Source organism: Methylomonas sp. BW4-1, from assembly GCF_052474385.1.
Genome location: NZ_CP184125.1, coordinates 4,007,288 through 4,032,212, shown reverse-complemented (window position 1 = coordinate 4,032,212; position 24,925 = coordinate 4,007,288). Strand labels below are relative to the sequence as shown.

Genomic DNA, 24,925 nt, shown 5'->3' with positions numbered 1-24,925 from the left:
CGAGCAAAACCAAATGAAACTATCCGAAAACATAAAACCCATCAGTTACTTAAAAGCCAACGCCGCTGAGGTGATCGAAAAATTAAAAACCGATCATCAGCCTATGATCATCACCCAAAACGGCGAGGCGGCGATGGTAGTTCAGTCGGTTGCCGATTACGAGCAAACTCAGGAAACCCTGGCCTTGCTGAAAATGTTGGCGCAAAGTCAGCAAGCGCTAGCGGAAGGCAAAACGGTGTCCAGCGCAGAGGCGTTTAGTCGTTTACGTAAGCGGCGCGGCTTGGCATGAGTGTTCCGGTAAGGCTGACCGAACCGGCCTTGGCCGATTTGCTGGCTATCAATGATTATTTCTTAGTGGAAGTCAGTGATAAGGTGGCGGCAAAAATCATCGACGCCCTCGAAACAGCCGTCAATAGCCTCGCGGATTTGAACGAGCGTGGAACCGTACCTAAAGGGTTACTGGGTTTGGGCATTCGCCAATATCGACAACTCATCGTAAAACCCTATCGCATCGTCTATCAACGCATGCTTGAACAAGTGGTCGTCCATGCCATTCTGGATGGGCGCCGGGATATGCAAACGCTGTTAACCCAGCGATTGATAGGCGCTCTCTAGCCGAACGATCCCCAAAATTAAGGATGATTTTACCCATGCTCCCACCCCTAAAACCCATTGCCATGAAAGAACGTGTCTCGCTGGTCTTTATCGAAAAAGGCCAGATAGATGTCAAGGACGGCGCCTTCGTCGTCATCGACGAAACCGGCATCCGCACCCACATTCCGGTCGGCTCCATTGCCTGCATCATGCTGGAACCCGGCACCCGCGTCTCCCATCACGCCGCCGCCCTGGCGGCCCGAGCAGGGACTTTGCTGGTCTGGGTTGGCGAAGCCGGTGTCAGGTTATACGCAGCCGGCCAACCCGGCGGCGCGCGTTCCGACCGCTTGCTTTACCAGGCCAAACTGGCGCTGGACGACGACGCTCGTTTGAAGGTGGTGCGCAAAATGTACGAAATCCGTTTCGGCGAAAAACCGCCCGAGCGCCGTAGCGTCGAACAACTGCGCGGCATCGAAGGCGCCAGAGTCAGGAAGTTGTACCAGTTGCTGGCCAAGCAGGCCGGCGTGGACTGGAAGGGCCGCAATTACGATTATACGGCGTGGGACAACAGCGATACCGCCAACCGCTGTCTCAGTGCCGCCACCGCCTGCCTATACGGCATTTGCGAAGCGGCCGTGCTGGCCGCCGGTTACGCGCCGGCCATCGGCTTTATCCATACCGGCAAGCCGTTGTCTTTCGTTTACGACATCGCCGACCTGTTCAAATTCGACGACATCGTCCCGCACGCCTTCAAAATCGCCGCCAAAAACTACTCCAACCCGGAACGCGAAGTGCGGCTGATGTGCCGCGACGTGTTTCGTCAATCCAAAATCCTGCGCAAGATCATCCCCACCATCGAAGAAGTGCTGGCGGCCGGCGAACTGGAAATTCCCAAACCGGTCGAGGAAAACATCGCCCCGGCCATTCCCAATGCGGAGGGCATCGGCGATGTTGGTCATCGTAGTTGAAAACGTGCCGCCCAGGCTGCGCGGACGCTTGGCGGTGTGGCTGATCGAGATTCGCGCCGGGGTTTACGTCGGCGACTTGTCGGCCAAGGTGCGGGAGATGATCTGGTCGCAAGTCGAGCAGGGCTTGGAGGAGGGCAACGCCGTGATGGCCTGGTCCACCAATACCGAATCCGGTTTTGATTTTATGACTTTAGGAAAGAATAGACGGCTACCGGTAGAGCTTGACGGCTTGAAACTGGTGTCGTTTTTTCCGCCGGAAGAGGCCGATTTGTCTCGCTCGCCCTCCGGGCGAGGGGCGGGGTGAAGGTGCACTAAATTCCTGTTGGGATATAGGGCGCTGTAAGGGTAGTCGCCAGCTTTTTAACAACTTGGAAAATACCGAAAAATTCGGTAGAAAATTGGACGGGTTGTTTTTATATGCGTAACAATGAGTTACGATTAGTGTGTTCCCCGCACCCGCGGGGATGAACCGGCTCGAATAATCAGACGGCGTAACGTTTCTGGGTGTTCCCCGCACCCGCGGGGATGAACCGGCGAGTACCGTTGCACGTGATTTATCAAAGGGGTGTTCCCCGCACCCGCGGGGATGAACCGAAAAAAAATGTGTTCATTTGAAACTCGCCTTGGTGTTCCCCGCACCCGCGGGGATGAACCGTTAGAAAGCTGGTCAGGAATAATAAGGCTCATGTGTTCCCCGCACCCGCGGGGATGAACCGCAAAATCCAGCTTTTACCATACGCGCTGGCATGTGTTCCCCGCACCCGCGGGGATGAACCGCATGTTGATAAGGTTGATTTCTATGATGATGAGTGTTCCCCGCACCCGCGGGGATGAACCGCAAAACATTGATTTTGCAATTCTGCAAATACGGTGTTCCCCGCACCCGCGGGGATGAACCGCCTAAATTGCACTTGGAATTGCCCCCGGTTATGTGTTCCCCGCACCCGCGGGGATGAACCGACGATATACACCTAATTGGTAAAGTATATTTTGTGTTCCCCGCACCCGCGGGGATGAACCGCCGTTTTAATTCAGCCGTTGATGCTTACAAAAGTGTTCCCCGCACCCGCGGGGATGAACCGCCGGTCGAGCGGCAACCGCCGAGCGAACGTCGGTGTTCCCCGCACCCGCGGGGATGAACCGGCTTGGTCGTCTACCTGGGGAATTCGTCAGTTGTGTTCCCCGCACCCGCGGGGATGAACCGTTTTCCGAGATTGTCGGCAAGCCAATCGAAGAGTGTTCCCCGCACCCGCGGGGATGAACCGGCAAAAACCGGAAGCGACTACAGAACAGCGAAGTGTTCCCCGCACCCGCGGGGATGAACCGCGGCTGCCGAGCATGGTGTTAATCACGTCGATGTGTTCCCCGCACCCGCGGGGATGAACCGATGATGCAGGACGGCGTTAGCATGGAAAAAGCGTGTTCCCCGCACCCGCGGGGATGAACCGACGCTAGAACAGCTTAAACAAGCGGTGATGGAGTGTTCCCCGCACCCGCGGGGATGAACCGACTCGTCAAAAAGGATGATGAAGGATTTCATTGTGTTCCCCGCACCCGCGGGGATGAACCGCCATTGAAGCTTGGCGCGGCACCCAGGACATGGTGTTCCCCGCACCCGCGGGGATGAACCGGCTCGTCTCATTTGCCCTAAATGGTGGCGGCGGTGTTCCCCGCACCCGCGGGGATGAACCGGGAAATCCCGGTAATTTGCTGGAATGCGTTATGTGTTCCCCGCACCCGCGGGGATGAACCAAATCAATTTGCCATTGTTCCATTTTTTACCCCGTGTTCCCCGCACCCGCGGGGATGAACCGGCAATCGGGCAACAGTCGCTGATCGTTGGCTAGTGTTCCCCGCACCCGCGGGGATGAACCGGCCCGATTATCTGCGAAACTAGCATCATCCGGGTGTTCCCCGCACCCGCGGGGATGAACCGCCATTGTTGATGGTTTGGGTGGCGGATCGCGCGTGTTCCCCGCACCCGCGGGGATGAACCGCACAAATAGAAAGCGAAAGCAATAACGCAAAAGTGTTCCCCGCACCCGCGGGGATGAACCGTGTTATTTCATTACGGTACTTAGACGGCATGAGTGTTCCCCGCACCCGCGGGGATGAACCGCGGACAGGAACCGGATATTGTTTTAGTCACTCGTGTTCCCCGCACCCGCGGGGATGAACCGCTTGGAGGCATGTTAACTAGACCGTACATCGTTGTGTTCCCCGCACCCGCGGGGATGAACCGTGTGTATAGGTGCAAACAGATACCAAAGCGCAGTGTTCCCCGCACCCGCGGGGATGAACCGAAAATCAATTTTAACGTTAGGGGTTAAAATCAGTGTTCCCCGCACCCGCGGGGATGAACCGTATTAACACCGGCAGCGCATTGTACAACGTGGGTGTTCCCCGCACCCGCGGGGATGAACCGCTTGTCCGCCATCATTTCCACGTAATAATCCGCGTGTTCCCCGCACCCGCGGGGATGAACCGCCACGCCTAGCGGGCCTTATAACGGGAACAGGGTGTTCCCCGCACCCGCGGGGATGAACCGTCAAAAACGCCGCTCGGCTTCCGGCTTCGCGCGTGTTCCCCGCACCCGCGGGGATGAACCGGAGTGTTTGCGTTGCGGCTGGTATGAGGAAACGTGTTCCCCGCACCCGCGGGGATGAACCGCATCCGCCGCTTTAATGGTGCCGACCATGCCGGTGTTCCCCGCACCCGCGGGGATGAACCGCCTTTGTCGCGGGCTTTGCCGTAAGACTGCCCGTGTTCCCCGCACCCGCGGGGATGAACCGGATGGTCAAACCTAAAAAGGGATGAAATGGGTGTGTTCCCCGCACCCGCGGGGATGAACCGGTCGCCACTACCGGCCTTATCTGGCTTTCCGTGTGTTCCCCGCACCCGCGGGGATGAACCGGCAAAAAGCTAGACAGCGAAGAAATGCGCAAGGTGTTCCCCGCACCCGCGGGGATGAACCGCCGGTGGTACGGAAAACCGGCGGCTTGTCCATGTGTTCCCCGCACCCGCGGGGATGAACCGGCTGGGTAGTTGTAATCGGCTATGCCGGTCATGTGTTCCCCGCACCCGCGGGGATGAACCGTTTTTCGGCAGTTATCGAAGTCATACTAGGGGGTGTTCCCCGCACCCGCGGGGATGAACCGCGAAGCGCGGAGTTAATGGGATGGCTACTCAAGTGTTCCCCGCACCCGCGGGGATGAACCGGGCTAGGCTTCCTTTAAATTTAACTGAATCTTGTGTTCCCCGCACCCGCGGGGATGAACCGATCAACCCACCGCCGCGCAGGACGATGAACACGTGTTCCCCGCACCCGCGGGGATGAACCGCCTGCCGGGTATCCCGTCGAGGCGGTGAGAATGTGTTCCCCGCACCCGCGGGGATGAACCGGGGTTTGCGGGCCGCGAGTTATCCCCATGCAGGTGTTCCCCGCACCCGCGGGGATGAACCGGCAACTGTCAGTACACTTATAGTGTTCAAGAGGTGTTCCCCGCACCCGCGGGGATGAACCGCAGATAGCCGCGCCTTTAAAGGTCCAATGCTGGTGTTCCCCGCACCCGCGGGGATGAACCGATAGCCTTGGCGGCGGGCCGCTATGCCGTGCGGTGTTCCCCGCACCCGCGGGGATGAACCGCAAATCGCTTTGGATAAGTATCGTCGTCATTTGTGTTCCCCGCACCCGCGGGGATGAACCGCCGGTCGAACCGCTGGCCACACTCACCATAGCGTGTTCCCCGCACCCGCGGGGATGAACCGGCGACTTTTGCCCGGTCGCAATTTAACGGCGTGTGTTCCCCGCACCCGCGGGGATGAACCGTCTCCCAGGCGGCCAAAATCCTCGCCAAAACAGTGTTCCCCGCACCCGCGGGGATGAACCGCTAATGGACCTAATGAGAGTTCGTAAAGCCTCGTGTTCCCCGCACCCGCGGGGATGAACCGGCAACAAATTAGTTTCCCTTTTGGACTTAGCGGTGTTCCCCGCACCCGCGGGGATGAACCGATAGAACCGTCATCTACCGGAGCGGGGTTTTCGTGTTCCCCGCACCCGCGGGGATGAACCGGTATGGCGCAGGACGTGGGCAAGCTGGCCAGGGTGTTCCCCGCACCCGCGGGGATGAACCGACGCGGTCGGTGCTTAGGTCGATGTCGATAAAGTGTTCCCCGCACCCGCGGGGATGAACCGATCAAAGACCGTGCCAGGAACAGCGCGGAGAGGTGTTCCCCGCACCCGCGGGGATGAACCGGATGCCGATTTTAAATAGTTGGCACCTGATGCGTGTTCCCCGCACCCGCGGGGATGAACCGCAGCCAGGGCGGCGCGCCGCCTAGTCTATACCGTGTTCCCCGCACCCGCGGGGATGAACCGCCGCAGCAGGCGCCCATTTGCTGACGCTGTGGGTGTTCCCCGCACCCGCGGGGATGAACCGAATCCTATCGCCAGTGCGTTGAATGCCGAGCAGTGTTCCCCGCACCCGCGGGGATGAACCGGCGGTTAAATGGTGGACATACGATAAGCAGCTGTGTTCCCCGCACCCGCGGGGATGAACCGGGTATTGCAATGTCACTTTTGCCCCGGTCATTGTGTTCCCCGCACCCGCGGGGATGAACCGCTCGGTGGCCTGCATAGACTGCGTCACACCATGTGTTCCCCGCACCCGCGGGGATGAACCGTATTTATTGCCGAACAGGTTGATCTCGCCGCGGTGTTCCCCGCACCCGCGGGGATGAACCGATTTATAACTCTAACTTTGCCTGTTCTAATACGTGTTCCCCGCACCCGCGGGGATGAACCGCCCATGCCTTGCAACGTAACGAAGGTCTTGGTGTGTTCCCCGCACCCGCGGGGATGAACCGCCTTAGTGTTGGGGGTAGTCTAAAGAGGGAGGGTGTTCCCCGCACCCGCGGGGATGAACCGCGTTTGCCGAAGGGCTGATCAAAGAGGGTAGCGTGTTCCCCGCACCCGCGGGGATGAACCGTAATTTTGCGTCGGCGTAATTCATCCCTTAACGTGTTCCCCGCACCCGCGGGGATGAACCGCTTCGATATACCGTTCTTTCCAGTGCGCTGCCGTGTTCCCCGCACCCGCGGGGATGAACCGCCTACAGCCATTTGATGCTTAAAGCCCATGACGTGTTCCCCGCACCCGCGGGGATGAACCGTCAATCGGTTTAATGCCGGCTTCCGGCACTAAGTGTTCCCCGCACCCGCGGGGATGAACCAGATCGAGATTTTATAAGCGGCATTGTCCCGCTGGTGTTCCCCGCACCCGCGGGGATGAACCGCCTGTTTATAGCTTTTTCGACTTGCCTTGCAGGTGTTCCCCGCACCCGCGGGGATGAACCGGTATAAAACAGCGTTTAAAACAATTCGGTAAAGTGTTCCCCGCACCCGCGGGGATGAACCGGAAGTGGATTTGATAAAACTTTTTTCATTCCAGTGTTCCCCGCACCCGCGGGGATGAACCGATATGCGTTAACTGTCCCGCTGGTAACTTAAAGTGTTCCCCGCACCCGCGGGGATGAACCGGTTGTTGCGGGTGTCGGCGGGCTGTTGGCCGGGTGTTCCCCGCACCCGCGGGGATGAACCGCCGAGAAACGATAGCAGAGCGCACGGGGTTGGGTGTTCCCCGCACCCGCGGGGATGAACCGAGGCATCGTTTACCAACTCGGCAGCCGAGGCGGTGTTCCCCGCACCCGCGGGGATGAACCGCGACTTGAGCGGGCTTTTTTTATGCCTGAAACGTGTTCCCCGCACCCGCGGGGATGAACCGCGGGGTGGCTCCGCTGATGATGTAATCCTTCGGTGTTCCCCGCACCCGCGGGGATGAACCGCCGGCTACCACGCGCGGGAACTACTTTAATAGGTGTTCCCCGCACCCGCGGGGATGAACCGCCGCACACCCTACCCGCAAGGGTTGTAACGCTGTGTTCCCCGCACCCGCGGGGATGAACCGTCGCTGTCTATTTCGCCAATATGCGAGCCTTTGTGTTCCCCGCACCCGCGGGGATGAACCGCCACATTATTTGAACCAGTACACTCGAACACTGTGTTCCCCGCACCCGCGGGGATGAACCGTATGTCGAAGTTGTTTCAGTAGAGTTCAACGAGTGTTCCCCGCACCCGCGGGGATGAACCGTCAGAGCAATCAAGCTCTTTTTTCGGCACTGGGTGTTCCCCGCACCCGCGGGGATGAACCGCCAGCGATACCACCGACGAAGGTCAACATAATGTGTTCCCCGCACCCGCGGGGATGAACCGCCAGCCAGGCTAAAAGAAAACCGCCCAACCGTGTGTTCCCCGCACCCGCGGGGATGAACCGCGTGTGTATTTCATCGGGCATATTCCCGATAAGTGTTCCCCGCACCCGCGGGGATGAACCGGGCTAGGCTTCCTTTAAATTTAACTGCACCTTGTGTTCCCCGCACCCGCGGGGATGAACCGGTTTCGGCACGTCGATTAATTTGGACGAACAAGTGTTCCCCGCACCCGCGGGGATGAACCGAGGAATAGACCTCAACCGTTGACGTGACACCGGTGTTCCCCGCACCCGCGGGGATGAACCGAGCGAAGGAGTTAGCCGAATCAGAAACACTCGGTGTTCCCCGCACCCGCGGGGATGAACCGACTACGACGAAGACGAAGACGAGGAATACTGAGTGTTCCCCGCACCCGCGGGGATGAACCGCCTGCTCCAGACGAACAGACCGCGCCTTGTGTGTGTTCCCCGCACCCGCGGGGATGAACCGTCAACCGCAGCGGTTAAGCTCGTAAAAGCTGGGTGTTCCCCGCACCCGCGGGGATGAACCGGCGACGTTTAACTAAAACGGGATCGATAACCGGTGTTCCCCGCACCCGCGGGGATGAACCGGAAACGGCTTTCCTTTTTCTTTCCACTTTTGCGTGTTCCCCGCACCCGCGGGGATGAACCGTTTGTCGAGTGTAAAACTCAGTTGATTACTATGTGTTCCCCGCACCCGCGGGGATGAACCGGCAGGGTTAACAATAGGACTAGCCGCCCTTATGTGTTCCCCGCACCCGCGGGGATGAACCGTCGCAACAGCAACGACGATCATCAGCGCCAATGTGTTCCCCGCACCCGCGGGGATGAACCGGACACGTCCAGGCAGCGAACTACCCAGAACGAGTGTTCCCCGCACCCGCGGGGATGAACCGTGATAGATATGGACACCATCATAGCCGCTTCGGTGTTCCCCGCACCCGCGGGGATGAACCGCCGCATCCGGCGCACTAAAGTTAAGCCCTGTGGTGTTCCCCGCACCCGCGGGGATGAACCGTAATGGCCTTGCCGAATACGGCGACCGATGCAGTGTTCCCCGCACCCGCGGGGATGAACCGGCGATTAGCTCGGCGCGGCCGCCGGATTGATGGTGTTCCCCGCACCCGCGGGGATGAACCGTATACAGTTATTTTTTTGTTTGTCAATACAAAGTGTTCCCCGCACCCGCGGGGATGAAGCGACGGGCAATACTTTTTCCGCTTTAATTTCCAGGTGTTCCCCGCACCCGCGGGGATGAACCGTATTTAACCGGCCAATGGTCCAAGATTCGCGCGTGTTCCCCGCACCCGCGGGGATGAACCGCCTTTCGGGGAGTTGGTTATTCATGTGGCGGGGTGTTCCCCGCACCCGCGGGGATGAACCGGCCATAGCGATACCGATCACCAAAACACCGGTGTGTTCCCCGCACCCGCGGGGATGAACCGCGGGTGTCTATGTTGTTTTCCAGCCGGGATATGTGTTCCCCGCACCCGCGGGGATGAACCGCCAGTGCTGAGATTGATGCCGTGGTGCGAACCGTGTTCCCCGCACCCGCGGGGATGAACCGGTGGCGGCGGCGATGGATGGCAGGCAGTTCGAGTGTTCCCCGCACCCGCGGGGATGAACCGGAAACGCAGACACAAGCGCTTCAAACCATGATGTGTTCCCCGCACCCGCGGGGATGAATGTGGCTTCTTGGAGCTGTTGAAGCTTCATTTGCCGTGTTCCCCGCACCCGCGGGGATGAATGGCTTGTTGTTGATCTTCCTCATATCTACTCGTGGCGTTGGTGTAAGTGTCGAGGCATGGAATGCGGGGCGTATTCTGTTACAACCGCTATTTCTGATCGGCTTGCCGGCAGGGAAATTGCTAAAATGCCTTGTTCGCCGGCGAAATGGAGGTTCTCTGGTATTCGTTGCCCCAGTTTGTATTGGCTCGGTTCCCCGGGATTAGAAGAGGAGTTTATTTGATGTTGCAGCAACACTTCGCCGAAGTTACCAGGGTCTATGCGCTGGAGATGATGGCCTTAAGCGGCCGCAAGTGCTGCGGATTTGTTGTTGTCATTAAATTGATATGAATAATATTCCACCCAAACGCGGCCTGGGCCGCGGGCTTGAAGCTTTATTAACCGATATGCCGGTTAAATCAGCAACGGATAAACCAAGTATTAAGGCTGATGCCGTTCCGGGGCGAGCCGTCCGCCAAGAAAATAGCCATTTGCTTCAAGAAGCCGAAGTGTTAAAGACCCTGTTGGAGGAACTTGAAAACGCCTTGAGTGACTTCAATCCGGATTAGCCTGTTTATTAGTCTTTAAGTATCGCCGTTCTTGCTATGGCCATAGCCCGGTGGCTATTTTGGATTTCTGCTTTCGCGGGTATGGCGACTCCAGAGACGTTAAGAGGCAGGCTAATATTAAATGTCCATTTGATCAGGGTTTCGGAAGCGGGTTTGACAGGCATGGCAAAAGACTATTTGCTACTAAAGACCTCTCGGCACCATCGCACGCAGAGTCAAGATAGGGTAGGAAACATGTCAAATGGCGCGCCCGAGAGGATTCGAACCTCTGGCCTCAGCCTCCGGAGGGCTGCGCTCTATCCAGCTGAGCTACGGGCGCTATGTGATTTGCAGTCAAGCGGTTTAGGCTTTTTACCTTAATCCTGAAAACCTAAGAGGATTTCCTTTCAGGATATGTATCGGCCACTGGGCCGAATCGGGTAAGCGCGCCATTATAAGATTAAATGCCGTTAAAGTCATTGCCAATCCTGGCTTAAACAGCGGTTTTTCCTTTATTAAGTTTCGCCAGCAGCTGTTTTTGTCGATTCAGCCGTTCGGACTTTTCCGCTTCCGCTTTGGCTTGGCGCCGGTTTTTGGCTTGGTGGCGCTGTCTGGATTGCTCCGCATTAGCGGCGGTCCATTCGGCGTTTGCCGGGATCATGCTGATGCAGTTGACCGGGCAGGGGGCGATGCATAATTCGCAACCGGTGCATAAGGTGGCGATGACGGTATGCATCTGCTTGGATGCACCGAGAATGGCGTCGGTGGGGCAAGGCGGCAGGCATTTGGTGCAGCCTATGCAATTTGCCTCGTCGATTACGGCCACTTGTAAAGGCTGCGTCATACCGAACGCCGGATTCAACGGCTTGGCGGGGACGTTCAGTAAATCCGCCAATAATCGGATTCCTTGGCCGCCGCCGGGCGGGCACTGGTTTATGTCGGCTTCACCGTTTGCGATAGCTTGCGCATACGGCCGGCATCCCTGGTAACCGCATTTGCGGCACTGGGTTTGCGGTAGCAGCGCGTCGATCTGTACGGCTAGAGATGCCTCGTGTTGCTCGCTCATGACCAATAAGCTGTCTTGCGGCCTCTTGCTTTATTTAACCCGCATGCCCGGTTGCGCGCCTTGGTCCGGCGACAGCACCCAGATGTCTTTGCCGCCGGGTCCGGCCGCCAATACCATGCCTTCCGAGGTGCCGAAGCGCATTTTGCGCGGCTTTAGATTGGCCACTACCACTGTCAATTTGCCTTCCAGTTCTTCCGGGGCGTAGGCCGATTTAATGCCGGCGAAGATATTGCGGGTTTCGGTCCCCAAATCCACCGTCAGTTGCAGCAGTTTTTCGGCGCCTTCCACCGATTCGGCTTTGACGATTCGACCGATGCGCAAATCAATTTTGGCAAAGTCTTCGATCTCGATCGCTTCAGCAATCGGCTCGGCTATCGCTTTTGCTACTTGCTCGGGATTGTTTTTCACTGCGGCAGCTTGTTTGCCTGGCTTGGCTACAACCGGTGGCGTCTTTTCCAGATTTTCTTTGGAGGCTTCTACAATCGCGGCGATTTTGTCCGGCTCTACGCGGGTCATCAACGGTACGAAGCTGTTGATTTTATGGTCGAGCAGCGGTTGAGCATCGCTCGGCCAGCTTTGTGTGGGAATGTTCAAAAAGCTTTCGGCGTTGTTTGCCAGCGTCGGAATCACCGGGCGCAGATAAGCTACCAGCATCCGAAACAGATTCACGCCCATGCTGCACACGGCATGTAACTCGGCGTCTTTGCCTTCTTCCTTGGCGATCAGCCAGGGTTTTTTCTCGTCGATATATTGGTTGGCTTTGTCGGCCAGCGCCATGATTTCCCGCATCGCTTTGCCGAATTCGCGACTTTCGTATAAATCGGCAATCGTGCTGTTGGCGTCGACAAACTGTTGGAATAGTGCCGGTTCGGCGCATTCTGCCGAAAGCAGGCCGTCGAAGCGCTTGGCGATGAAGCCGGAACAGCGGCTGGCGATATTAACCACTTTGCCGACCAAGTCGGAATTGACACGCTGGCTGAAATCGTCGAAGTTCAAGTCGATGTCATCTACGCCGGCGCTGAGTTTTGCGGCGAAGTAATAGCGCAGATATTCCGGGTTCAGATGGTCCAGGTAGGTGCGGGCCTTGATGAAGGTGCCGCGCGATTTGGACATTTTCTCGCCGTTGACGGTTAAAAAGCCGTGGGCGAAAATCGCGCTGGGTGTTCTAAAGTCTGCGCCGTGCAGCATGGCCGGCCAGAACAGGGCGTGGAAGTAAATGATGTCCTTGCCGATGAAATGGTACAGCTCGGTGGTGCTGTCTTTTTGCCAAAACTGGTCGAAGTCCAGGCCTTGGCGGTCGCAGAAGTGCTTGAAGCTGGCCATGTAACCGATGGGCGCATCCAGCCAAACGTAGAAATACTTGCCTGGCGCATCGGGAATTTCGAAGCCGAAATACGGCGCATCGCGGGAAATGTCCCATTGCTGCAGGCCGTTTTCCAGCCATTCCGCCATCTTGTTGCTGACTTCCGGTTGCAAGTGGCCGGCGGTGGTCCAGTCGCGCAACATCTCGGCAAAATGGCCGAGTTCAAAAAAGTAATGCTCGGAATCTTTTTCGATGGGGCGCTCACCGGAAATGGCGGAGACGGCGTTTTTCAGTTCGGTGGGCGAATAGGTGGCGCCGCAGGCTTCGCAGCTGTCGCCGTATTGGTCGGCCGCGCCGCATTTCGGGCATTCGCCCTTGATGAAACGGTCCGGTAGGAACATATTTTTCACCGGATCGTAAGCCTGGGTGATGCTGCGTTGGCTGATATGGCCGCCGGCGCGCAGACGTTTGTAGATCAGCGCGGAGTATTCTTTATTTTCCGGCGAATGGGTGCTGTGGTACTGATCGAACGCGACGCCAAATTCCTGGAAATCGGCGCGATGTTGTTTTTCCACATCGGCGATCAGTTGTTCCGGGGTAATGCCTTCCTTGTCGGCTCTAAGCATGATCGGCGTGCCGTGGGTGTCGTCGGCGCAGACGTAGTAGCAATTGTGCCCGCGTTGTTTCTGGAACCGCACCCAGATGTCGGTTTGGATGTATTCGACAAGGTGGCCCAAGTGGATAGGGCCGTTGGCATACGGTAAGGCGCTGGTAACAAGGATTTTTCGGTTAGACATGGGGTTAAAACAGCCTGGGAAAATGAGGGCGGATTATGGCATAAATCGCCAGGGCTTTCATGGTTTGGGCAGCGGTTTGCCGATTGCCGGCGCGTTACCCTGATGCGGGGGCTAGGGATGTTTGGTAATAGGGATCAGTAAGGTACAATCCCAACCAAGCCTCCAGCTTAAGCGCTATACCGTCCGGCATGGCATACTTAAAGTCGGATCGGCCTTAGCCCTTTTTGAATCACTTAAACTTATAAGAAGAGGTAACATCATGAGAAAAACGTTGTTTCTGGCCATCGCGATGCTGGCTTCCGGTACTGCGGCGGCGGCTACTGACCATTATCTGTTGCGCGACGGCAATCATGTACAGCATTTGAAGATTACGACCTTGGGAAAAGACATTAACGCCACGGTGGATGTGGATTTCGAACCCAATCCCGATGAGGCCGGCAAGCACGCCTGTTCCGCAACGGTATCCGATGAGGCTAAAAGTGTTGGTGAAAACGAATTGGTCTTGAAAAAGCACATTGAGGGCGAAGCGCGCTCTTGCTCCGTGAAAATTCATCTGACGCCTAACGGTGCCAAGCTGGAGCAATCGGACGAATGTACTTATTTCGCAGCCGGTATCTGCAGTTTTTCCAGCAACGGTAAGGAACTGGTCAAAATCAAATAAATCCCTGGCGCAATGGCTTTGGCTTATTGCGCCGTCTTTTCTCCAACAAACCTGCCTGGGCTGTCCCGCTGTGTTTTGCGGCCATTTGTTATTAACGCTTTTTGTCAGCCGCATTTAGGGCTTTTTGTGAAAAATTGTGTGATATGCCGCACTGTAGAGACATATTGTCGCGCGGCAATCGGCCACATTTTAAACGTTAGGATTCTTTGCTAGATTATCGCCAGCTCATGCGGGTTTGCATGGGCGTTAATCGTTCCCCCGATAATCGAGAAGCCAAGGAGTTTTTATGAAAAAAGCACACATGATGATAATAGCCGCTGCCGTTGCCGCGCTGGGATTGACCACGGCGTTGAATGTTACTAATGCTAATGAAGCGGCTGGCGAGGATGTCAAAACCGTCGCTTGGTATGTGGCCAACATTAAAGAGGCGCGTACCCAAAACCAAGCTTGTCACGATGATCCGGCTATTCAAGGCAGCGCTAATTGCGCTAATGCCCTGCACGCGCTGGAAATTACCTTCAAAGGTGGCAACTGATACCCGTTGAACCTATTCGGTTCGACAACTTGCCGGCCAAGACTTTACGAAACGATTAATCCAATTCTTACATATCGTCGCTCCCGCGAAGGCGGGAGCCCAGCGGCTATCCCGGATTCGCTGAGAATTCTTTAAAGGTTGCGACCTTCTCGGGAATGACGAATCCAGGGAGTTTAAGAGTCGGTTTGATAGAGGGTTTTGAGCGGTTTGGTTTGAACCGAGATAATTGTTTTTGGCGGTCACTGCCGCCTGTTTTGTGACCGGATAATCTCCCCTCGATTGTCCGGATAGCGTTTACCGGTTTGCTTGGTTGACTCGCCGCTTGACTAAGCAAGCCGGTAAACGCAATGCAAATTCCTTTTTTTCAAGTTAGTTGTTGTGGATGGGTAATCGCCAATCCGCATGATTTTAGCGGTAACTTTTAAGTCCTTCCTTTCTTCATTTCCATAGCACGTGGTCGAGCGGCAAGTGAAGTCTCTGACCTAGCGTCGGCTGCTACTGAAATAATTCTCAAAACTGAAAATCTGCTAAATTAACCTTTCAATTTGTCAGATAATTCGGCCATTAGACCATGTACAAAGCCAGCCAAAATCAAATTCATATTTCTGCCAACTTGGGCGAATACGCTATTCCGCCGTTAAAAGATATGTTGGTGTTAGGCAAGGAGTCTCCGATTGGCTGCATCGCCATGCGCCGGGCAATCGAACTATTGGTAAAAGCGCCGTTTGAGCATATTGAGTTTGATGACGATGTGATCAGTGATCTTTTGGTAAGACAGAGCTTGCTAAAACGTATCAGCAAGGCTGCGTTAATCGATTTCGTGTTGACTCAGATAAAGCCCTTGATGAGTGACGATGAAATATTGCATGCGGAGATGGATATTTCCGTTCAGCTAAATACCAAGTTATGAAACAACTGGCGGTTGGCGATTGTTTATGGCCGCACGTTCGTCGGGTTATGGAGGAGGAGCGGCCTTGCAGCGTTGAGCGCAATATCGTTTTTGCCGTTTTTCGGGAAGCACCGGTGGAAGAGTTTTGCGGTTTGGCCACCGATCACGATATATCAAAACATCCCAATTGGATTTTTGCAGATTTGGTCGAGCATCGGCCTATGCTTAGTGTCGCTCCTAAGCTTGGCGTCCGCAAAGCGCTATGTCTGATGGATGAAAATCAGCTGGGAGCCTTGGCTGTGCTCAACAAAGGTCAATTCGTCGGCGTGGTTACCCGGCAAAGTATTTTGGAAGTTCTGCTGAACCGTGAGCGACTGCTGCTGAAAGAGACTATGCGCCTTAAAATTGCGGCGGAAACCAACCACGAGCAAACGGTGGTTTGGGTTGGGCGTCTGGCCGCATTGAACGACGCTGCGCGCAGCTTGCTGGGGGTGCTGGCCCATACATCAATCGAAACCGAGTTATTGCAGGCCGGCATTGATGCGCTTTGTAATTTGTTGGATGCTCGTTATGGTGCTATTGGGATAGTTGACAACGGCGGCGCGTTGACGGAGTTTATTTATGCCGGTATCAGCGACGAGCAAGCTCAGCAAATAGGTCATTTACCTGAGGGGAGGGGCTTGTTGGGGGTAGTCATTGAGGAAAACGTCTCCTTGAGGCTTGCGGATATGGGCAAGGACCCGCGCAGCGCCGGCTTTCCACCACATCATCCGCAGATGACATCCTTATTGGCGGTGCCTATATCTCATCAAGGTCGGGTGTATGGGCGTATCTATCTCAGCGATAAATACAGTGGTGAGCTATTTACCAAGAACGATGAAGAGTTGGCGTTGAGTTTTGCGCATTCGTTGTCGCTGGTAATCGATAATGCCCGTGAAATTGAGGAAGTGAAACGCGCACGGCAACGCCTGGATTATATTGCCCATTTCGATGCGCTTACCGAGTTGCCGAACCGGACTTTGTTAACCGATAGAGCCTTGCAGTTCATTACGCAAGCGCAGCGCAGGCAAGGCATTATCGCGTTTCTATTTCTCGATCTGGATAATTTCAAGGCGATCAACGATACCTTTGGGCATGCCGTGGGTGATGAATTACTCAGAGCTGTTGCCAAGCGAATTTCCGGTTGTTTGAGGGAAGGCGATACGCCCTCCAGGATGGGCGGGGATGAGTTTATTATTATGCTGCCCAATATTGCAGATAGTCTGGATGCCGCCAAAGTGGCCATCAAAATATTACATGCCTTGAACGAGCCTTTACAGGTTCAACAGCATCAAATCTATTCACGGGCCAGTATTGGTATCAGTATTTATCCGGATAATTCGCTTTCGTTCGACGAATTGCTGGCGCAGGCCGACTCTGCTTTGTATCACGCCAAAAAGCTGGGCAAAAATAATTACCAGTTTTTTACCCCGGAAATGAACAGCGCTGCTCAGCATTATCTGAAGCTGGAGCATCATTTGCGCCAGGCCCTGGAGTTGGAGGAACTGGTATTGCACTATCAGCCGCAGGTGAAAATCGATAGCGGTTGCATCATTGGTATGGAGGCCTTGATTCGTTGGCACAATCACGCCATGGGTATCGTCATGCCGGATCAATTCATCGGCTTGGCTGAAGAAACCGGGCTGATCGTGCCAATTGGGGCTTGGGTATTGCGAACTGCATGCAAACAGGCACGGGCCTGGCAGTTGGCCGGTATGCCGATTCGAATTGCGGTCAATTTGTCCGGGCGGCAGTTTCACCGCTTCCAAGATCAGCGCCAGTTGCTGGATGTGGTGTTGGATGTGCTGAAAGAAACCGAGCTTTCGCCGGAGTTGCTGGAGTTGGAGATTACCGAAAGCATCTTGATGCATAAGCTGGATACGACGCTGGACACGCTGAGTCAGATCAAGCAGCTGGGAGTGCGGATTTCGGTGGATGATTTCGGTACCGGTTATTCTTCGCTAAGTTATTTGAAGCGTTTTCCGCTTGATACCTTAAAAATCGATAAATCGTTTGTGAAGGATATTTGCACCGACGCCAACGATAGAGCGATTGTGTCGGCTATTTCGGCCATGGCGGGCCAGTTGAAACTGGAGCTGGTGGCCGAAGGCGTCGAAGATCAGAGTCAGTTGGATTTTTTGGGCGGACAACAGTGCAATTACGGACAAGGGTATTTTTTCAGTAAACCCGTGCCGGCCGAACAGGCATCTGCCCTGTTGCGGCAGTCCATGTTGCAACAGCAATAAGGCTTGGCTGCGCTCAGTTTCTTGAAGCCTGCTTCGGATCGATGGCTTTAACGTCCATGTCGAAATTCAGCTTGATGCGTTGCGCTACGGTTTTGGCTTCTTTCTTGTTCTTAAACGGTCCGGCAACCACTTGAAAGCTACCATCTTTGGCAATTTTACGCGCAGGAATCGGCGGTCCTTGGTGATTAAGCATGGCTGCCAGCTTTTGGGCGTCGGTCTCATTTTCGAAGCTGGCGGCCAGAATGGACCAGTCACTGTCGCTCAATTCGTCGATGACCGGTTGACCGAAAAATTGTTCAGGATGGGCTAGTTGCACCGCATCGGCTGTTAATTCGGGTAGATCCGCACTGCCCGGTAATACTGGGGTGGGGACGCCGTCGGCGCGTTGTAAAATACGCTCGACTTTGCTCCAATCAACCGTTGCCTGCTTTTCGGAGGCTAGCTGTTGCAATTTTTTCCGAATATCTTTTTGTAGCTGTTTTTGCTGTTTTTCCCATTTGTCTAAGGGGCGATGAGCTTCCAGATAAAGCATGTCATCTTGCCAGGTTGCCATGTACGGCTGGTGGACGATGCGAACCGGGGTGCCGACTTCGACTTTGTTGAATAAGACTTCTATATCTTCAGGGTATAGCTGTACGCAGCCATGACTGACTTGTAAGCCAATCCCGTAAGGCTTGTTGGTGCCGTGGATCAAATAGCCGCTGAAACCCAAGGGCATGGCGTAGCTGCCCAAGGGATTGTCCGGGCCGGAACGTATCACTTTCGGCAGTGGGTCGCCCAATGCCTGATGTTCGCGGTGAATGGATTCCGGCACCGTCCAGTCCGGATTGGCCTTTTTTGCGACAATCTGGGTTTGTCCTAACGGCGTGTTCCAGCCTTGGCGGCCAATGCCCACCGGATAAGTCATTACGGTATTGGCTTGATTTTTGGGGTAATAGAACATGCGCATATTGGCCAGATTTAACACGATGCCTTTGCGCGGGGCGTCGGGGAGTACGAATCGCAATGGCAGCAACACGGTTTGCTCGGCGGGCAAGGTCCAAGGATCGAGATTGGCATTGGCGATGGTAATGTCGTTGTAACCCAAGCCGTAATGGCGGCCGATGTCGGACAGCGTATCGTTTTCGCGGCTGCTGATACTGGCTAGCGTGCCGACCATGCCTTGGCCGCTGCTCAGGTTAAACTCATGACTGGCAATACTGTCCGGTTTGGAGTTCCAGACGATGTGTTCCGGCTGGTTGTCGGAAAACAACGGTATGCTTTGACAGCCGCTAAGCAGGGCGCTGACTACTGCCACAACGAAGACTAGCGGTATCGGTGAAACAGTACGGTTTTGAATGACTGCTGACATGTTTATGATAGGCGCATGTAGTGACGGAGCTGGATGATTGAAGGTAAGCGATTCAAATTAAAATCAGATTAAGGCGGCATTAAGTCCTAATTAAGAATTAACTATTAAGGCTAATAGTTAAGTCATTACGATAAAGCATTATTCTTAAAGAGAAAACTATTTTTTAACAATGGCGCGGATTTAATGGCATCCTGTTAAGGTGCTATCATATTCACACTATTTTACTTGGTTATTATTTCCCCTTACTTCGGAGTTCCGCATGGCGAGCATTGACAAAACGGCTGTCGAAAATTTACTTAAACATTTTATCGATCCAAATGTGGAAACCGATTTGGTGTCGGCAAAATCCGTTAAGAAAATCAGTGTGGATGGCAATGATGTCAGCGTCGTTATCGAGTTGGGTTACCCCGCTAAAAGTTATCTTGAAGAACTGAAGGGGGCGGTAACACAGCGTCTGCAAACTTTGCCGGACGTTGGCAAACTGGATGTATCGGTTAGTTTCAATATCGTTTCGCACTCGGTGCAAAAGGCGCTGAAACCCTTGCCGAATGTGAAAAACATCATCGCGGTGGCCTCCGGCAAGGGCGGGGTGGGCAAGTCCACCACTTCCGTGAATCTTGCTCTGGCCTTGGCGGCGGAAGGCGCCAATGTCGGTATTCTGGATGCCGATATTTACGGCCCCAGCATTCCGACCATGCTGGGCTTGTCCGGTAAGCCCGATAGCCCGGACGGCAAAAGCATGTTGCCGAAAATCTCGTTCGGTGTGCAGACCATTTCCATAGGCTATTTGATTGACCCGGACCAGCCTATGATCTGGCGCGGGCCCATGGTTACCGGTGCTTTACAACAATTACTGAATCAAACCCAATGGCAAGATGTGGATTATCTGATCATTGATTTGCCCCCCGGTACTGGCGACATTCAGCTGACATTGGCTCAACAAATACCGGTAAGTGGTGCGGTGATCGTTACTACGCCGCAGGATATTGCCCTGATCGACGCACAACGAGGCTTGGGGATGTTCGAAAAGGTCAACGTGCCGATATTGGGGCTAGTGGAGAATATGAGTGTGCATATTTGCAGTAATTGCGGGCATGAAGAAGCGATTTTCGGCCAAGGTGGTGGCGTGGCGATGGCGGTCAAGAATAAGCTGGATTTACTGGGCTCTTTGCCGCTGGATATTCAGATTCGCGAGTATGCCGATAGCGGCAGGCCTACAGTGGTGGCTGACCCGGATGGCCGGCCGGCGCAAATCTACAAAGCGATTGCCCGGAAAATGGCCGCCAAGCTGGCAATGCGTGCGCGGGATTACAGTGGCAGGTTTCCAAATATAGTCATCCAGAATACCTGAGATTGATGGTAGACGACTTGGCTAGTCGCGAAGTCGTCTGGTCTCAGACCAATACTAAATTATCGCGATGGATAAGTTCGTCTTCATCGGCATAGCCCAGCAAAGCTTCGAATTCGCTGCTGGGTTTTCCGGCAATTTTGCCGGCGTCTTCCGATCCATAATTGATTAAACCTCGGGCGATTTCGTTACCTTGCAAATCCAGGCATGAGACCAAATCGCCGCGTTTAAAGGCGCCTTGCACGGCCTTTACGCCGACTGCCAACAGGCTTTTGCCAGCGTCTTTCAGAATTTTTACCGCGCCATCGTCCAGTACTACACTGCCTTTCAACTGCAGTTGTCCGGCCAGCCATTGTTTGCGCGCCACCAGTGGTGCAATGTTGGGTATTAAATAAGTACCTAAGTCATTGCCGTCGAATACCGCGTGGATCACGTTGTCAATTTTGCCCGATACAATCACTGTCGCTGCTCCGGAGCGCGCGGCCAGCCTGGCGGCACGGACTTTGGTGTACATGCCGCCACGTCCCAGACCACTGATGCTGCCACCGGCTACTTCGTCGAGCAGGCTTTCGTTGACACTAATGCTGGAAATTAGGCGAGCGTTTGGGTTCAGGCTGGGGTTGGCGTCGAATAAGCCGGTTTGGTCGGTAAGAATGATCAGCAAATCGGCTTCTACCAAATTGGCAACCAGCGCGCCCAAGGTATCGTTGTCGCCGAAGCGGATTTCTTCGGTAGCGACGGCATCGTTCTCATTGATGACCGGCACGACACCGAAATCCAGCAGCGTGAGTAAAGTGCTGCGGGCATTCAGGTAACGCTGGCGGTCTGAAAGGTCGTCATGGGTCAGCAATACTTGCGCTGTCAGCAAGTCGTGTATTTGAAATTCATCTTCAAAGCGTCTGACCAAGCCCATTTGCCCTACTGAGGCGGCCGCTTGTAATTCATGTAAGGTTTTCGGGCGGGCTTTTAGCTTTAAGCGGGACATGCCTTCCGCAACGGAGCCGGACGATACCAATACCACGTCGACGCCTTGGCGTTTGAGGGCGGCCATTTGCGCAACCCAGTCGGCGATGGCCTGTTTATTAAGGCCGCGTCCGCCGTCGGTCAGCAACGAGCTGCCGATTTTGACGACAACGCGCTGGGCTTGCGAAAACTCAGAACGGCTCATGGCGCGGCTCCTGTGTTTGCAAATCCCGCTCGGCTTTTTGTTGGTCGAGAAATTCCATGATGGCGTACATCAGTGCCTGGGTGCCTTGATTTTTTAAAGCGGAAATCAGGAATACCGGGCCGGTCCAATCGAGCTCTTCGACGATGGCTTGGCAATGTTGCTCGACTTCGTCGTCGGGCACATTGTCGATCTTATTCAATACCAGCCAGCGCGGTTTGTTGGATAGGTCGTCGCTCCATTTTTCCACTTCGTGGATGATTTTGCGCGCAGCGCTCACTGGCGTTTCGTCGCTTTCGTAGGGGGCGATGTCGACGATATGCAGCAACAAGCCGGTTCTGGATAGGTGTTTCAGAAACTGTAAGCCAAGGCCGGCGCCTTCTGCGGCGCCTTCAATGACGCCGGGAATGTCTGCGATGACAAAGCTACGTAAATCGTCTACCCGCACCACGCCCAGGTTGGGGTGTAAAGTGGTGAATGGGTAGTCCGCGACTTTGGGGCGTGCGGAAGAGACCGTGCGGATTAGGCTGGATTTGCCAGCATTGGGCATACCCAATAAACCTACGTCGGCGATAACCATTAATTCCAGGCGCAACATGCGGTGTTCGCCGGACGAGCCTTTGCTGGTTTGTTGCGGCGCGCGATTGACGCTGCTTTTGAAGCGGGTGTTGCCGAGGCCGTGGAAGCCGCCTTTGGCGACCAATAATTGCTGGCCGGGCTTGGTCAGGTCGCCGATTTTTTCGCCAGTGTCGGCTTCGTAAACGATGGTGCCGGGTGGGACCGGGACGAAGCAGTCGTCGCCTTTCTTGCCGGTGCAATCCCGGCTGCCGCCGTTTTGTCCGCGTTGGGCGCGGTGTACTGAGTGGTAGCGAAAATCCACCAGGGTGTTGACGTTTTCGGTGGCGACCAGATAAACGCTGCCGCCGTCACCGCCGTCACCGCCGTCCGGGCCGCCCAAGGGAATATACTTTTCACGGCGAAATGAGGCCTTGCCATTGCCGCCGTCGCCTGCTTCTACGCGGATTTCCGCTTCGTCAACAAATCTCATAATCTACCGGTATAAACAAAAAAGCCCCGCTGAAAACGAGGCTTTTATTTTTAGTTGTGCCAATCAGCACAGCCAAAGAAATTTACGCTGCTGCAATGCTGACGTATTTGCGGTTTTTAGGACCTTTTTCTTCAAAAACCACTTTGCCATCGACTGTTGCAAACAAGGTGTGGTCTTTGCCGATGCCTACGTTGGTGCCGGGGTGGAACTGGGTGCCGCGTTGACGAACCAGAATGTTGCCGGCTTTAACCACTTGACCGCCGAAACGTTTTACGCCGAGGCGCTGAGCCTGGGAGTCGCGGCCGTTACGAGTACTACCGCCTGCCTTCTTATGAGCCATTTCTTATCCTCGTTATATTAAGCAGAAATGCCAGTAATCTGGATTTCTGTGTAGTATTGACGATGCCCCATTTGTTTCATGTGGTGCTTACGTCTTCTGAATTTAATGATTCTGACTTTTTTGTGTCTGCCCTGGGAAACCACGGTCGCAGTCACTTTGCCGCCTTCGACAAATGGCTGGCCTACTTTTACGGAGTCGCCGGATTGGACCATCAGTACTTTGTCGAACTCTACGCTGTCGCCTGCGCCCAACTCAAGTTTTTCTATTTTTAAGGTAGTACCCTCTGCGACCCGATACTGTTTACCACCTGTTTGAATTACCGCATACATCAGCGTAAGCTCCATCAAGCATAATCTGTTAATAGTGAACAGAGGATTATATTTTTTATTTAAGTCACAGTCAAACTAAAATTCCAGGGGAAACCTGCTGTCTAACAGGCCTATGCGGGGAGTACTATTGACACTAATCAGTATTCTTCATAGCATGACCGGTTATTCACGTTATACGCTAACGAGCGACAAGTTCACAACATCACATGATAGCTAAAGTTTCAACGCCAGCGTCAGTCACTATAGACTTCGATTCCATCAAAAATTTAACCAATGCGGAAACTCAAGCCGTCGACCGGTTGATTTTAGAGGAACTGAGTTCCGATGTTGTGCTGATTAATCAAATTGGGCATTACATAATCGGTAATGGCGGAAAAAGATTACGACCGATGCTGTTGCTGTTGGCGGCAAAAGCCTTGGGTAAGGTTGATGACCATCATCTGATTTTGGCAGCAGTGATCGAATTCATCCATACCGCGACGTTGTTGCACGACGATGTGGTCGACGAATCGGCTCTGCGGCGCGGCAAGGAGTCGGCGAATGCGGTGTGGGGCAACGCGGCTAGCGTGCTCGTAGGTGATTACTTGTACTCCAGTGCCTTCGAAATGATGGTCCGCACCGATAACATGCGGGTGATGGCCATTATGTCCAAAACTACCACCGCGATTGCTGAGGGTGAGGTGCTGCAATTGTTGAATTGCAATAACCCGGAGACCAGTGAAGCCAGATATTTAGAAGTCATTGCCCGTAAAACCGCCATTTTGTTTAGTACGGCCACCCGTTTGGCGGCAGTCGTTTCTGCAACAGACCCGGCTACGGAAGAAGCGTTGGCGGTTTATGGTCAGCAATTGGGCGTGGCGTTTCAGTTGATAGACGATGCATTGGATTACAAAGCCAATAGCGAAGAACTGGGTAAAAACTTGGGTGACGACTTGGCTGAAGGTAAGCCTACCTTGCCGTTGATCTATGCCATCCAGCACGGGAACGAGCAGCAGGCTAAAATTGTGGTCGATGCGATCCGGCAAGGTTCGCGCGAGGCGTTTAACGATGTCTATGAAGTAGTTAAGGCCACCAATGCCATAGAATACACAGAGCAATGTGCGGACAGGGCCGCTGCAAAGGCGATTGCCGCACTGCAATGCCTGCCTGATTCCGATTACAAACAGGCTCTTGAAGAGTTGGCGCGCTTCTCGGTGCAGCGCAGTCACTGAGCGTTTACAGCTTATCCGGCATCGCAGTTAGTTGCTGGATGGACGATAGTAGCGGCGAATACAGTTTTTCGATTTTATCGAGCAACTGTTGGAAAAACTCGCCTACTTCGCCCGATTCTTGATCAGCATGAGCTACAAACAGTCGTTGTTCCAGTGTGCTGATCGGATCGCTATCGATTAGCTCGTCCAATATCTCCAGTATCTCCGATTCTGCCAGGGTGGCGTTGAATTCTGCTTTTTTTAAGCCGGCTAATTGGCGGTTTAATGTCTCGATGTTTGTTTTTAGGTTTAGCGCCAGTCTGTTTGTGTCTGCAAGCAAACTCAAATCGCTGGTCAAAAATACTAACTGATTTACTGAGTCCTCTATGTCGTTCAGCAGGCGTTTGCTTTGCTTTTTTTGGGATGCCATGTTTTCTCCTGTTTTTTAGTGCGTTGATTGCTGCGGCGGCATATGCTCTGGTTTGGCTGTGAAT

Annotated in this window: 19 protein-coding genes, 1 tRNA gene and 1 CRISPR repeat array; of the genes, 11 read left to right on the top strand and 9 right to left on the bottom strand. The window is 54.5% G+C overall.

Annotation, left to right across the window (positions count from 1 at the left end; translation table 11 throughout):
- Positions 1–13 precede the first annotated feature (13 nt).
- The 5 genes from ACH5Y9_RS18675 (at position 14) to ACH5Y9_RS18655 (ending at position 10,145) form a co-directional block, all read left to right on the top strand.
- Complete coding sequence (locus ACH5Y9_RS18675; protein WP_445367143.1) at positions 14–289, top strand: type II toxin-antitoxin system Phd/YefM family antitoxin; 276 nt, start codon at positions 14–16, stop codon at positions 287–289.
- Positions 286–615, top strand: coding sequence for a type II toxin-antitoxin system RelE/ParE family toxin (locus ACH5Y9_RS18670; protein ID WP_445367142.1), 330 nt, complete (start codon positions 286–288; stop codon positions 613–615). Before ACH5Y9_RS18675 ends, ACH5Y9_RS18670 begins: the two co-directional genes overlap by 4 nt.
- Before the next feature lie 35 nt (positions 616–650).
- Positions 651–1,562 carry a type I-E CRISPR-associated endonuclease Cas1e gene (gene cas1e, locus ACH5Y9_RS18665; protein WP_445367141.1) on the top strand — a complete coding sequence of 304 codons (912 nt, stop codon included), beginning with the start codon at positions 651–653 and terminating at the stop codon, positions 1,560–1,562.
- The gene (cas2e, locus tag ACH5Y9_RS18660; protein WP_445367140.1) at positions 1,543–1,866 is read left to right on the top strand and encodes a type I-E CRISPR-associated endoribonuclease Cas2e; all 324 of its coding nucleotides are present in this window, start codon (positions 1,543–1,545) and stop codon (positions 1,864–1,866) included. The genes cas1e and cas2e overlap by 20 nt, the downstream gene beginning before the upstream one ends.
- 139 nt (positions 1,867–2,005) lie before the next feature.
- Positions 2,006–9,601: direct repeats of the CRISPR family, unit length 29 nt; unit sequence GTGTTCCCCGCACCCGCGGGGATGAACCG.
- Between the two features lie 322 nt (positions 9,602–9,923).
- On the top strand, positions 9,924–10,145 hold the full coding sequence (locus ACH5Y9_RS18655; protein WP_205452906.1) for a hypothetical protein: 222 nt from the start codon (positions 9,924–9,926) through the stop codon (positions 10,143–10,145).
- Between the two features lie 242 nt (positions 10,146–10,387).
- Here ACH5Y9_RS18655 and ACH5Y9_RS18650 read toward each other — a convergent pair.
- From ACH5Y9_RS18650 to metG, 3 genes are all read right to left on the bottom strand, one after another.
- Positions 10,388–10,464 (bottom strand) — tRNA-Arg (locus ACH5Y9_RS18650).
- Positions 10,465–10,617: 153 nt separating this feature from the next.
- Positions 10,618–11,190, bottom strand: a complete 573-nt coding sequence (locus tag ACH5Y9_RS18645; RefSeq protein ID WP_445367139.1) for an RnfABCDGE type electron transport complex subunit B — start codon at positions 11,188–11,190, stop codon at positions 10,618–10,620.
- A 30-nt stretch (positions 11,191–11,220) separates the two neighbouring features.
- The gene (metG, locus tag ACH5Y9_RS18640; RefSeq protein WP_445367138.1) at positions 11,221–13,290 is read right to left on the bottom strand and encodes a methionine--tRNA ligase; all 2,070 of its coding nucleotides are present in this window, start codon (positions 13,288–13,290) and stop codon (positions 11,221–11,223) included.
- Positions 13,291–13,549: 259 nt separating this feature from the next.
- Between metG and ACH5Y9_RS18635 the strand changes: the two genes are divergently transcribed.
- The 4 genes from ACH5Y9_RS18635 to ACH5Y9_RS18620 all read left to right on the top strand — a co-directional run bounded on the left by ACH5Y9_RS18635 (position 13,550) and on the right by ACH5Y9_RS18620 (position 17,660).
- Positions 13,550–13,951 carry a hypothetical protein gene (locus ACH5Y9_RS18635; RefSeq protein WP_033155831.1) on the top strand — a complete coding sequence of 134 codons (402 nt, stop codon included), beginning with the start codon at positions 13,550–13,552 and terminating at the stop codon, positions 13,949–13,951.
- A 286-nt stretch (positions 13,952–14,237) separates the two neighbouring features.
- On the top strand, positions 14,238–14,486 hold the full coding sequence (locus ACH5Y9_RS18630) for a hypothetical protein (protein ID WP_033155832.1): 249 nt from the start codon (positions 14,238–14,240) through the stop codon (positions 14,484–14,486).
- A 571-nt stretch (positions 14,487–15,057) separates the two neighbouring features.
- The gene (locus tag ACH5Y9_RS18625) at positions 15,058–15,396 is read left to right on the top strand and encodes a hypothetical protein (protein ID WP_445367137.1); all 339 of its coding nucleotides are present in this window, start codon (positions 15,058–15,060) and stop codon (positions 15,394–15,396) included.
- Positions 15,393–17,660 carry an EAL domain-containing protein gene (locus ACH5Y9_RS18620; protein ID WP_445367136.1) on the top strand — a complete coding sequence of 756 codons (2,268 nt, stop codon included), beginning with the start codon at positions 15,393–15,395 and terminating at the stop codon, positions 17,658–17,660. Before ACH5Y9_RS18625 ends, ACH5Y9_RS18620 begins: the two co-directional genes overlap by 4 nt.
- A 13-nt stretch (positions 17,661–17,673) precedes the next feature.
- Here the strand turns inward: ACH5Y9_RS18620 and ACH5Y9_RS18615 are convergent, their stop codons facing one another.
- Complete coding sequence (locus ACH5Y9_RS18615) at positions 17,674–19,011, bottom strand: L,D-transpeptidase family protein (protein ID WP_445367135.1); 1,338 nt, start codon at positions 19,009–19,011, stop codon at positions 17,674–17,676.
- Positions 19,012–19,270: 259 nt separating this feature from the next.
- On the opposite strand from ACH5Y9_RS18615, the gene apbC reads away from it, so the two are divergent.
- Positions 19,271–20,362, top strand: a complete 1,092-nt coding sequence (gene apbC / locus ACH5Y9_RS18610) for an iron-sulfur cluster carrier protein ApbC (protein ID WP_445367134.1) — start codon at positions 19,271–19,273, stop codon at positions 20,360–20,362.
- A 43-nt stretch (positions 20,363–20,405) separates the two neighbouring features.
- Here the strand turns inward: apbC and proB are convergent, their stop codons facing one another.
- The 4 genes from proB to rplU all read right to left on the bottom strand — a co-directional run bounded on the left by proB (position 20,406) and on the right by rplU (position 23,241).
- The gene (gene proB, locus ACH5Y9_RS18605) at positions 20,406–21,527 is read right to left on the bottom strand and encodes a glutamate 5-kinase (protein ID WP_445367133.1); all 1,122 of its coding nucleotides are present in this window, start codon (positions 21,525–21,527) and stop codon (positions 20,406–20,408) included.
- Positions 21,514–22,572 carry an Obg family GTPase CgtA gene (gene cgtA, locus ACH5Y9_RS18600; protein WP_319960210.1) on the bottom strand — a complete coding sequence of 353 codons (1,059 nt, stop codon included), beginning with the start codon at positions 22,570–22,572 and terminating at the stop codon, positions 21,514–21,516. The genes proB and cgtA overlap by 14 nt, the downstream gene beginning before the upstream one ends.
- 82 nt (positions 22,573–22,654) lie before the next feature.
- The gene (gene rpmA, locus ACH5Y9_RS18595) at positions 22,655–22,912 is read right to left on the bottom strand and encodes a 50S ribosomal protein L27 (RefSeq protein WP_020484554.1); all 258 of its coding nucleotides are present in this window, start codon (positions 22,910–22,912) and stop codon (positions 22,655–22,657) included.
- Between the two features lie 17 nt (positions 22,913–22,929).
- A complete protein-coding gene (rplU, locus tag ACH5Y9_RS18590; protein WP_033156113.1) occupies positions 22,930–23,241 on the bottom strand; it encodes a 50S ribosomal protein L21 in 312 nt (103 codons plus the stop codon).
- Positions 23,242–23,447: 206 nt separating this feature from the next.
- Here rplU and ispB point away from each other — a divergent pair, with 206 nt between their 5' ends.
- Entirely contained in the window at positions 23,448–24,452 is a 1,005-nt protein-coding gene (gene ispB, locus ACH5Y9_RS18585; RefSeq protein WP_319960211.1) for an octaprenyl diphosphate synthase, read from the top strand.
- Positions 24,453–24,456: 4 nt separating this feature from the next.
- On the opposite strand, the gene ACH5Y9_RS18580 is transcribed toward ispB, so the two are convergent.
- Complete coding sequence (locus ACH5Y9_RS18580) at positions 24,457–24,861, bottom strand: hypothetical protein (protein WP_205452931.1); 405 nt, start codon at positions 24,859–24,861, stop codon at positions 24,457–24,459.
- Between the last annotated feature and the right edge of the window lie 64 nt (positions 24,862–24,925).

Coding starts and splice junctions, on each gene's coding strand:
- rplU (WP_033156113.1), bottom strand. CDS start 23,241: ATGTATGCGGTAATTCAAACAGGTGGTAAACAGTATCGGGTCGCAGAG.
- rpmA (WP_020484554.1), bottom strand. CDS start 22,912: ATGGCTCATAAGAAGGCAGGCGGTAGTACTCGTAACGGCCGCGACTCC.
- proB (WP_445367133.1), bottom strand. CDS start 21,527: ATGAGCCGTTCTGAGTTTTCGCAAGCCCAGCGCGTTGTCGTCAAAATC.
- ACH5Y9_RS18615 (WP_445367135.1), bottom strand. CDS start 19,011: ATGTCAGCAGTCATTCAAAACCGTACTGTTTCACCGATACCGCTAGTC.
- ACH5Y9_RS18645 (WP_445367139.1), bottom strand. CDS start 11,190: ATGAGCGAGCAACACGAGGCATCTCTAGCCGTACAGATCGACGCGCTG.
- cgtA (WP_319960210.1), bottom strand. CDS start 22,572: ATGAGATTTGTTGACGAAGCGGAAATCCGCGTAGAAGCAGGCGACGGC.
- metG (WP_445367138.1), bottom strand. CDS start 13,290: ATGTCTAACCGAAAAATCCTTGTTACCAGCGCCTTACCGTATGCCAAC.
- ACH5Y9_RS18625 (WP_445367137.1), top strand. CDS start 15,058: ATGTACAAAGCCAGCCAAAATCAAATTCATATTTCTGCCAACTTGGGC.
- ACH5Y9_RS18635 (WP_033155831.1), top strand. CDS start 13,550: ATGAGAAAAACGTTGTTTCTGGCCATCGCGATGCTGGCTTCCGGTACT.
- ACH5Y9_RS18620 (WP_445367136.1), top strand. CDS start 15,393: ATGAAACAACTGGCGGTTGGCGATTGTTTATGGCCGCACGTTCGTCGG.
- ACH5Y9_RS18675 (WP_445367143.1), top strand. CDS start 14: ATGAAACTATCCGAAAACATAAAACCCATCAGTTACTTAAAAGCCAAC.
- cas1e (WP_445367141.1), top strand. CDS start 651: ATGCTCCCACCCCTAAAACCCATTGCCATGAAAGAACGTGTCTCGCTG.
- ACH5Y9_RS18630 (WP_033155832.1), top strand. CDS start 14,238: ATGAAAAAAGCACACATGATGATAATAGCCGCTGCCGTTGCCGCGCTG.
- ACH5Y9_RS18655 (WP_205452906.1), top strand. CDS start 9,924: ATGAATAATATTCCACCCAAACGCGGCCTGGGCCGCGGGCTTGAAGCT.
- apbC (WP_445367134.1), top strand. CDS start 19,271: ATGGCGAGCATTGACAAAACGGCTGTCGAAAATTTACTTAAACATTTT.
- cas2e (WP_445367140.1), top strand. CDS start 1,543: ATGTTGGTCATCGTAGTTGAAAACGTGCCGCCCAGGCTGCGCGGACGC.
- ispB (WP_319960211.1), top strand. CDS start 23,448: ATGATAGCTAAAGTTTCAACGCCAGCGTCAGTCACTATAGACTTCGAT.
- ACH5Y9_RS18580 (WP_205452931.1), bottom strand. CDS start 24,861: ATGGCATCCCAAAAAAAGCAAAGCAAACGCCTGCTGAACGACATAGAG.
- ACH5Y9_RS18670 (WP_445367142.1), top strand. CDS start 286: ATGAGTGTTCCGGTAAGGCTGACCGAACCGGCCTTGGCCGATTTGCTG.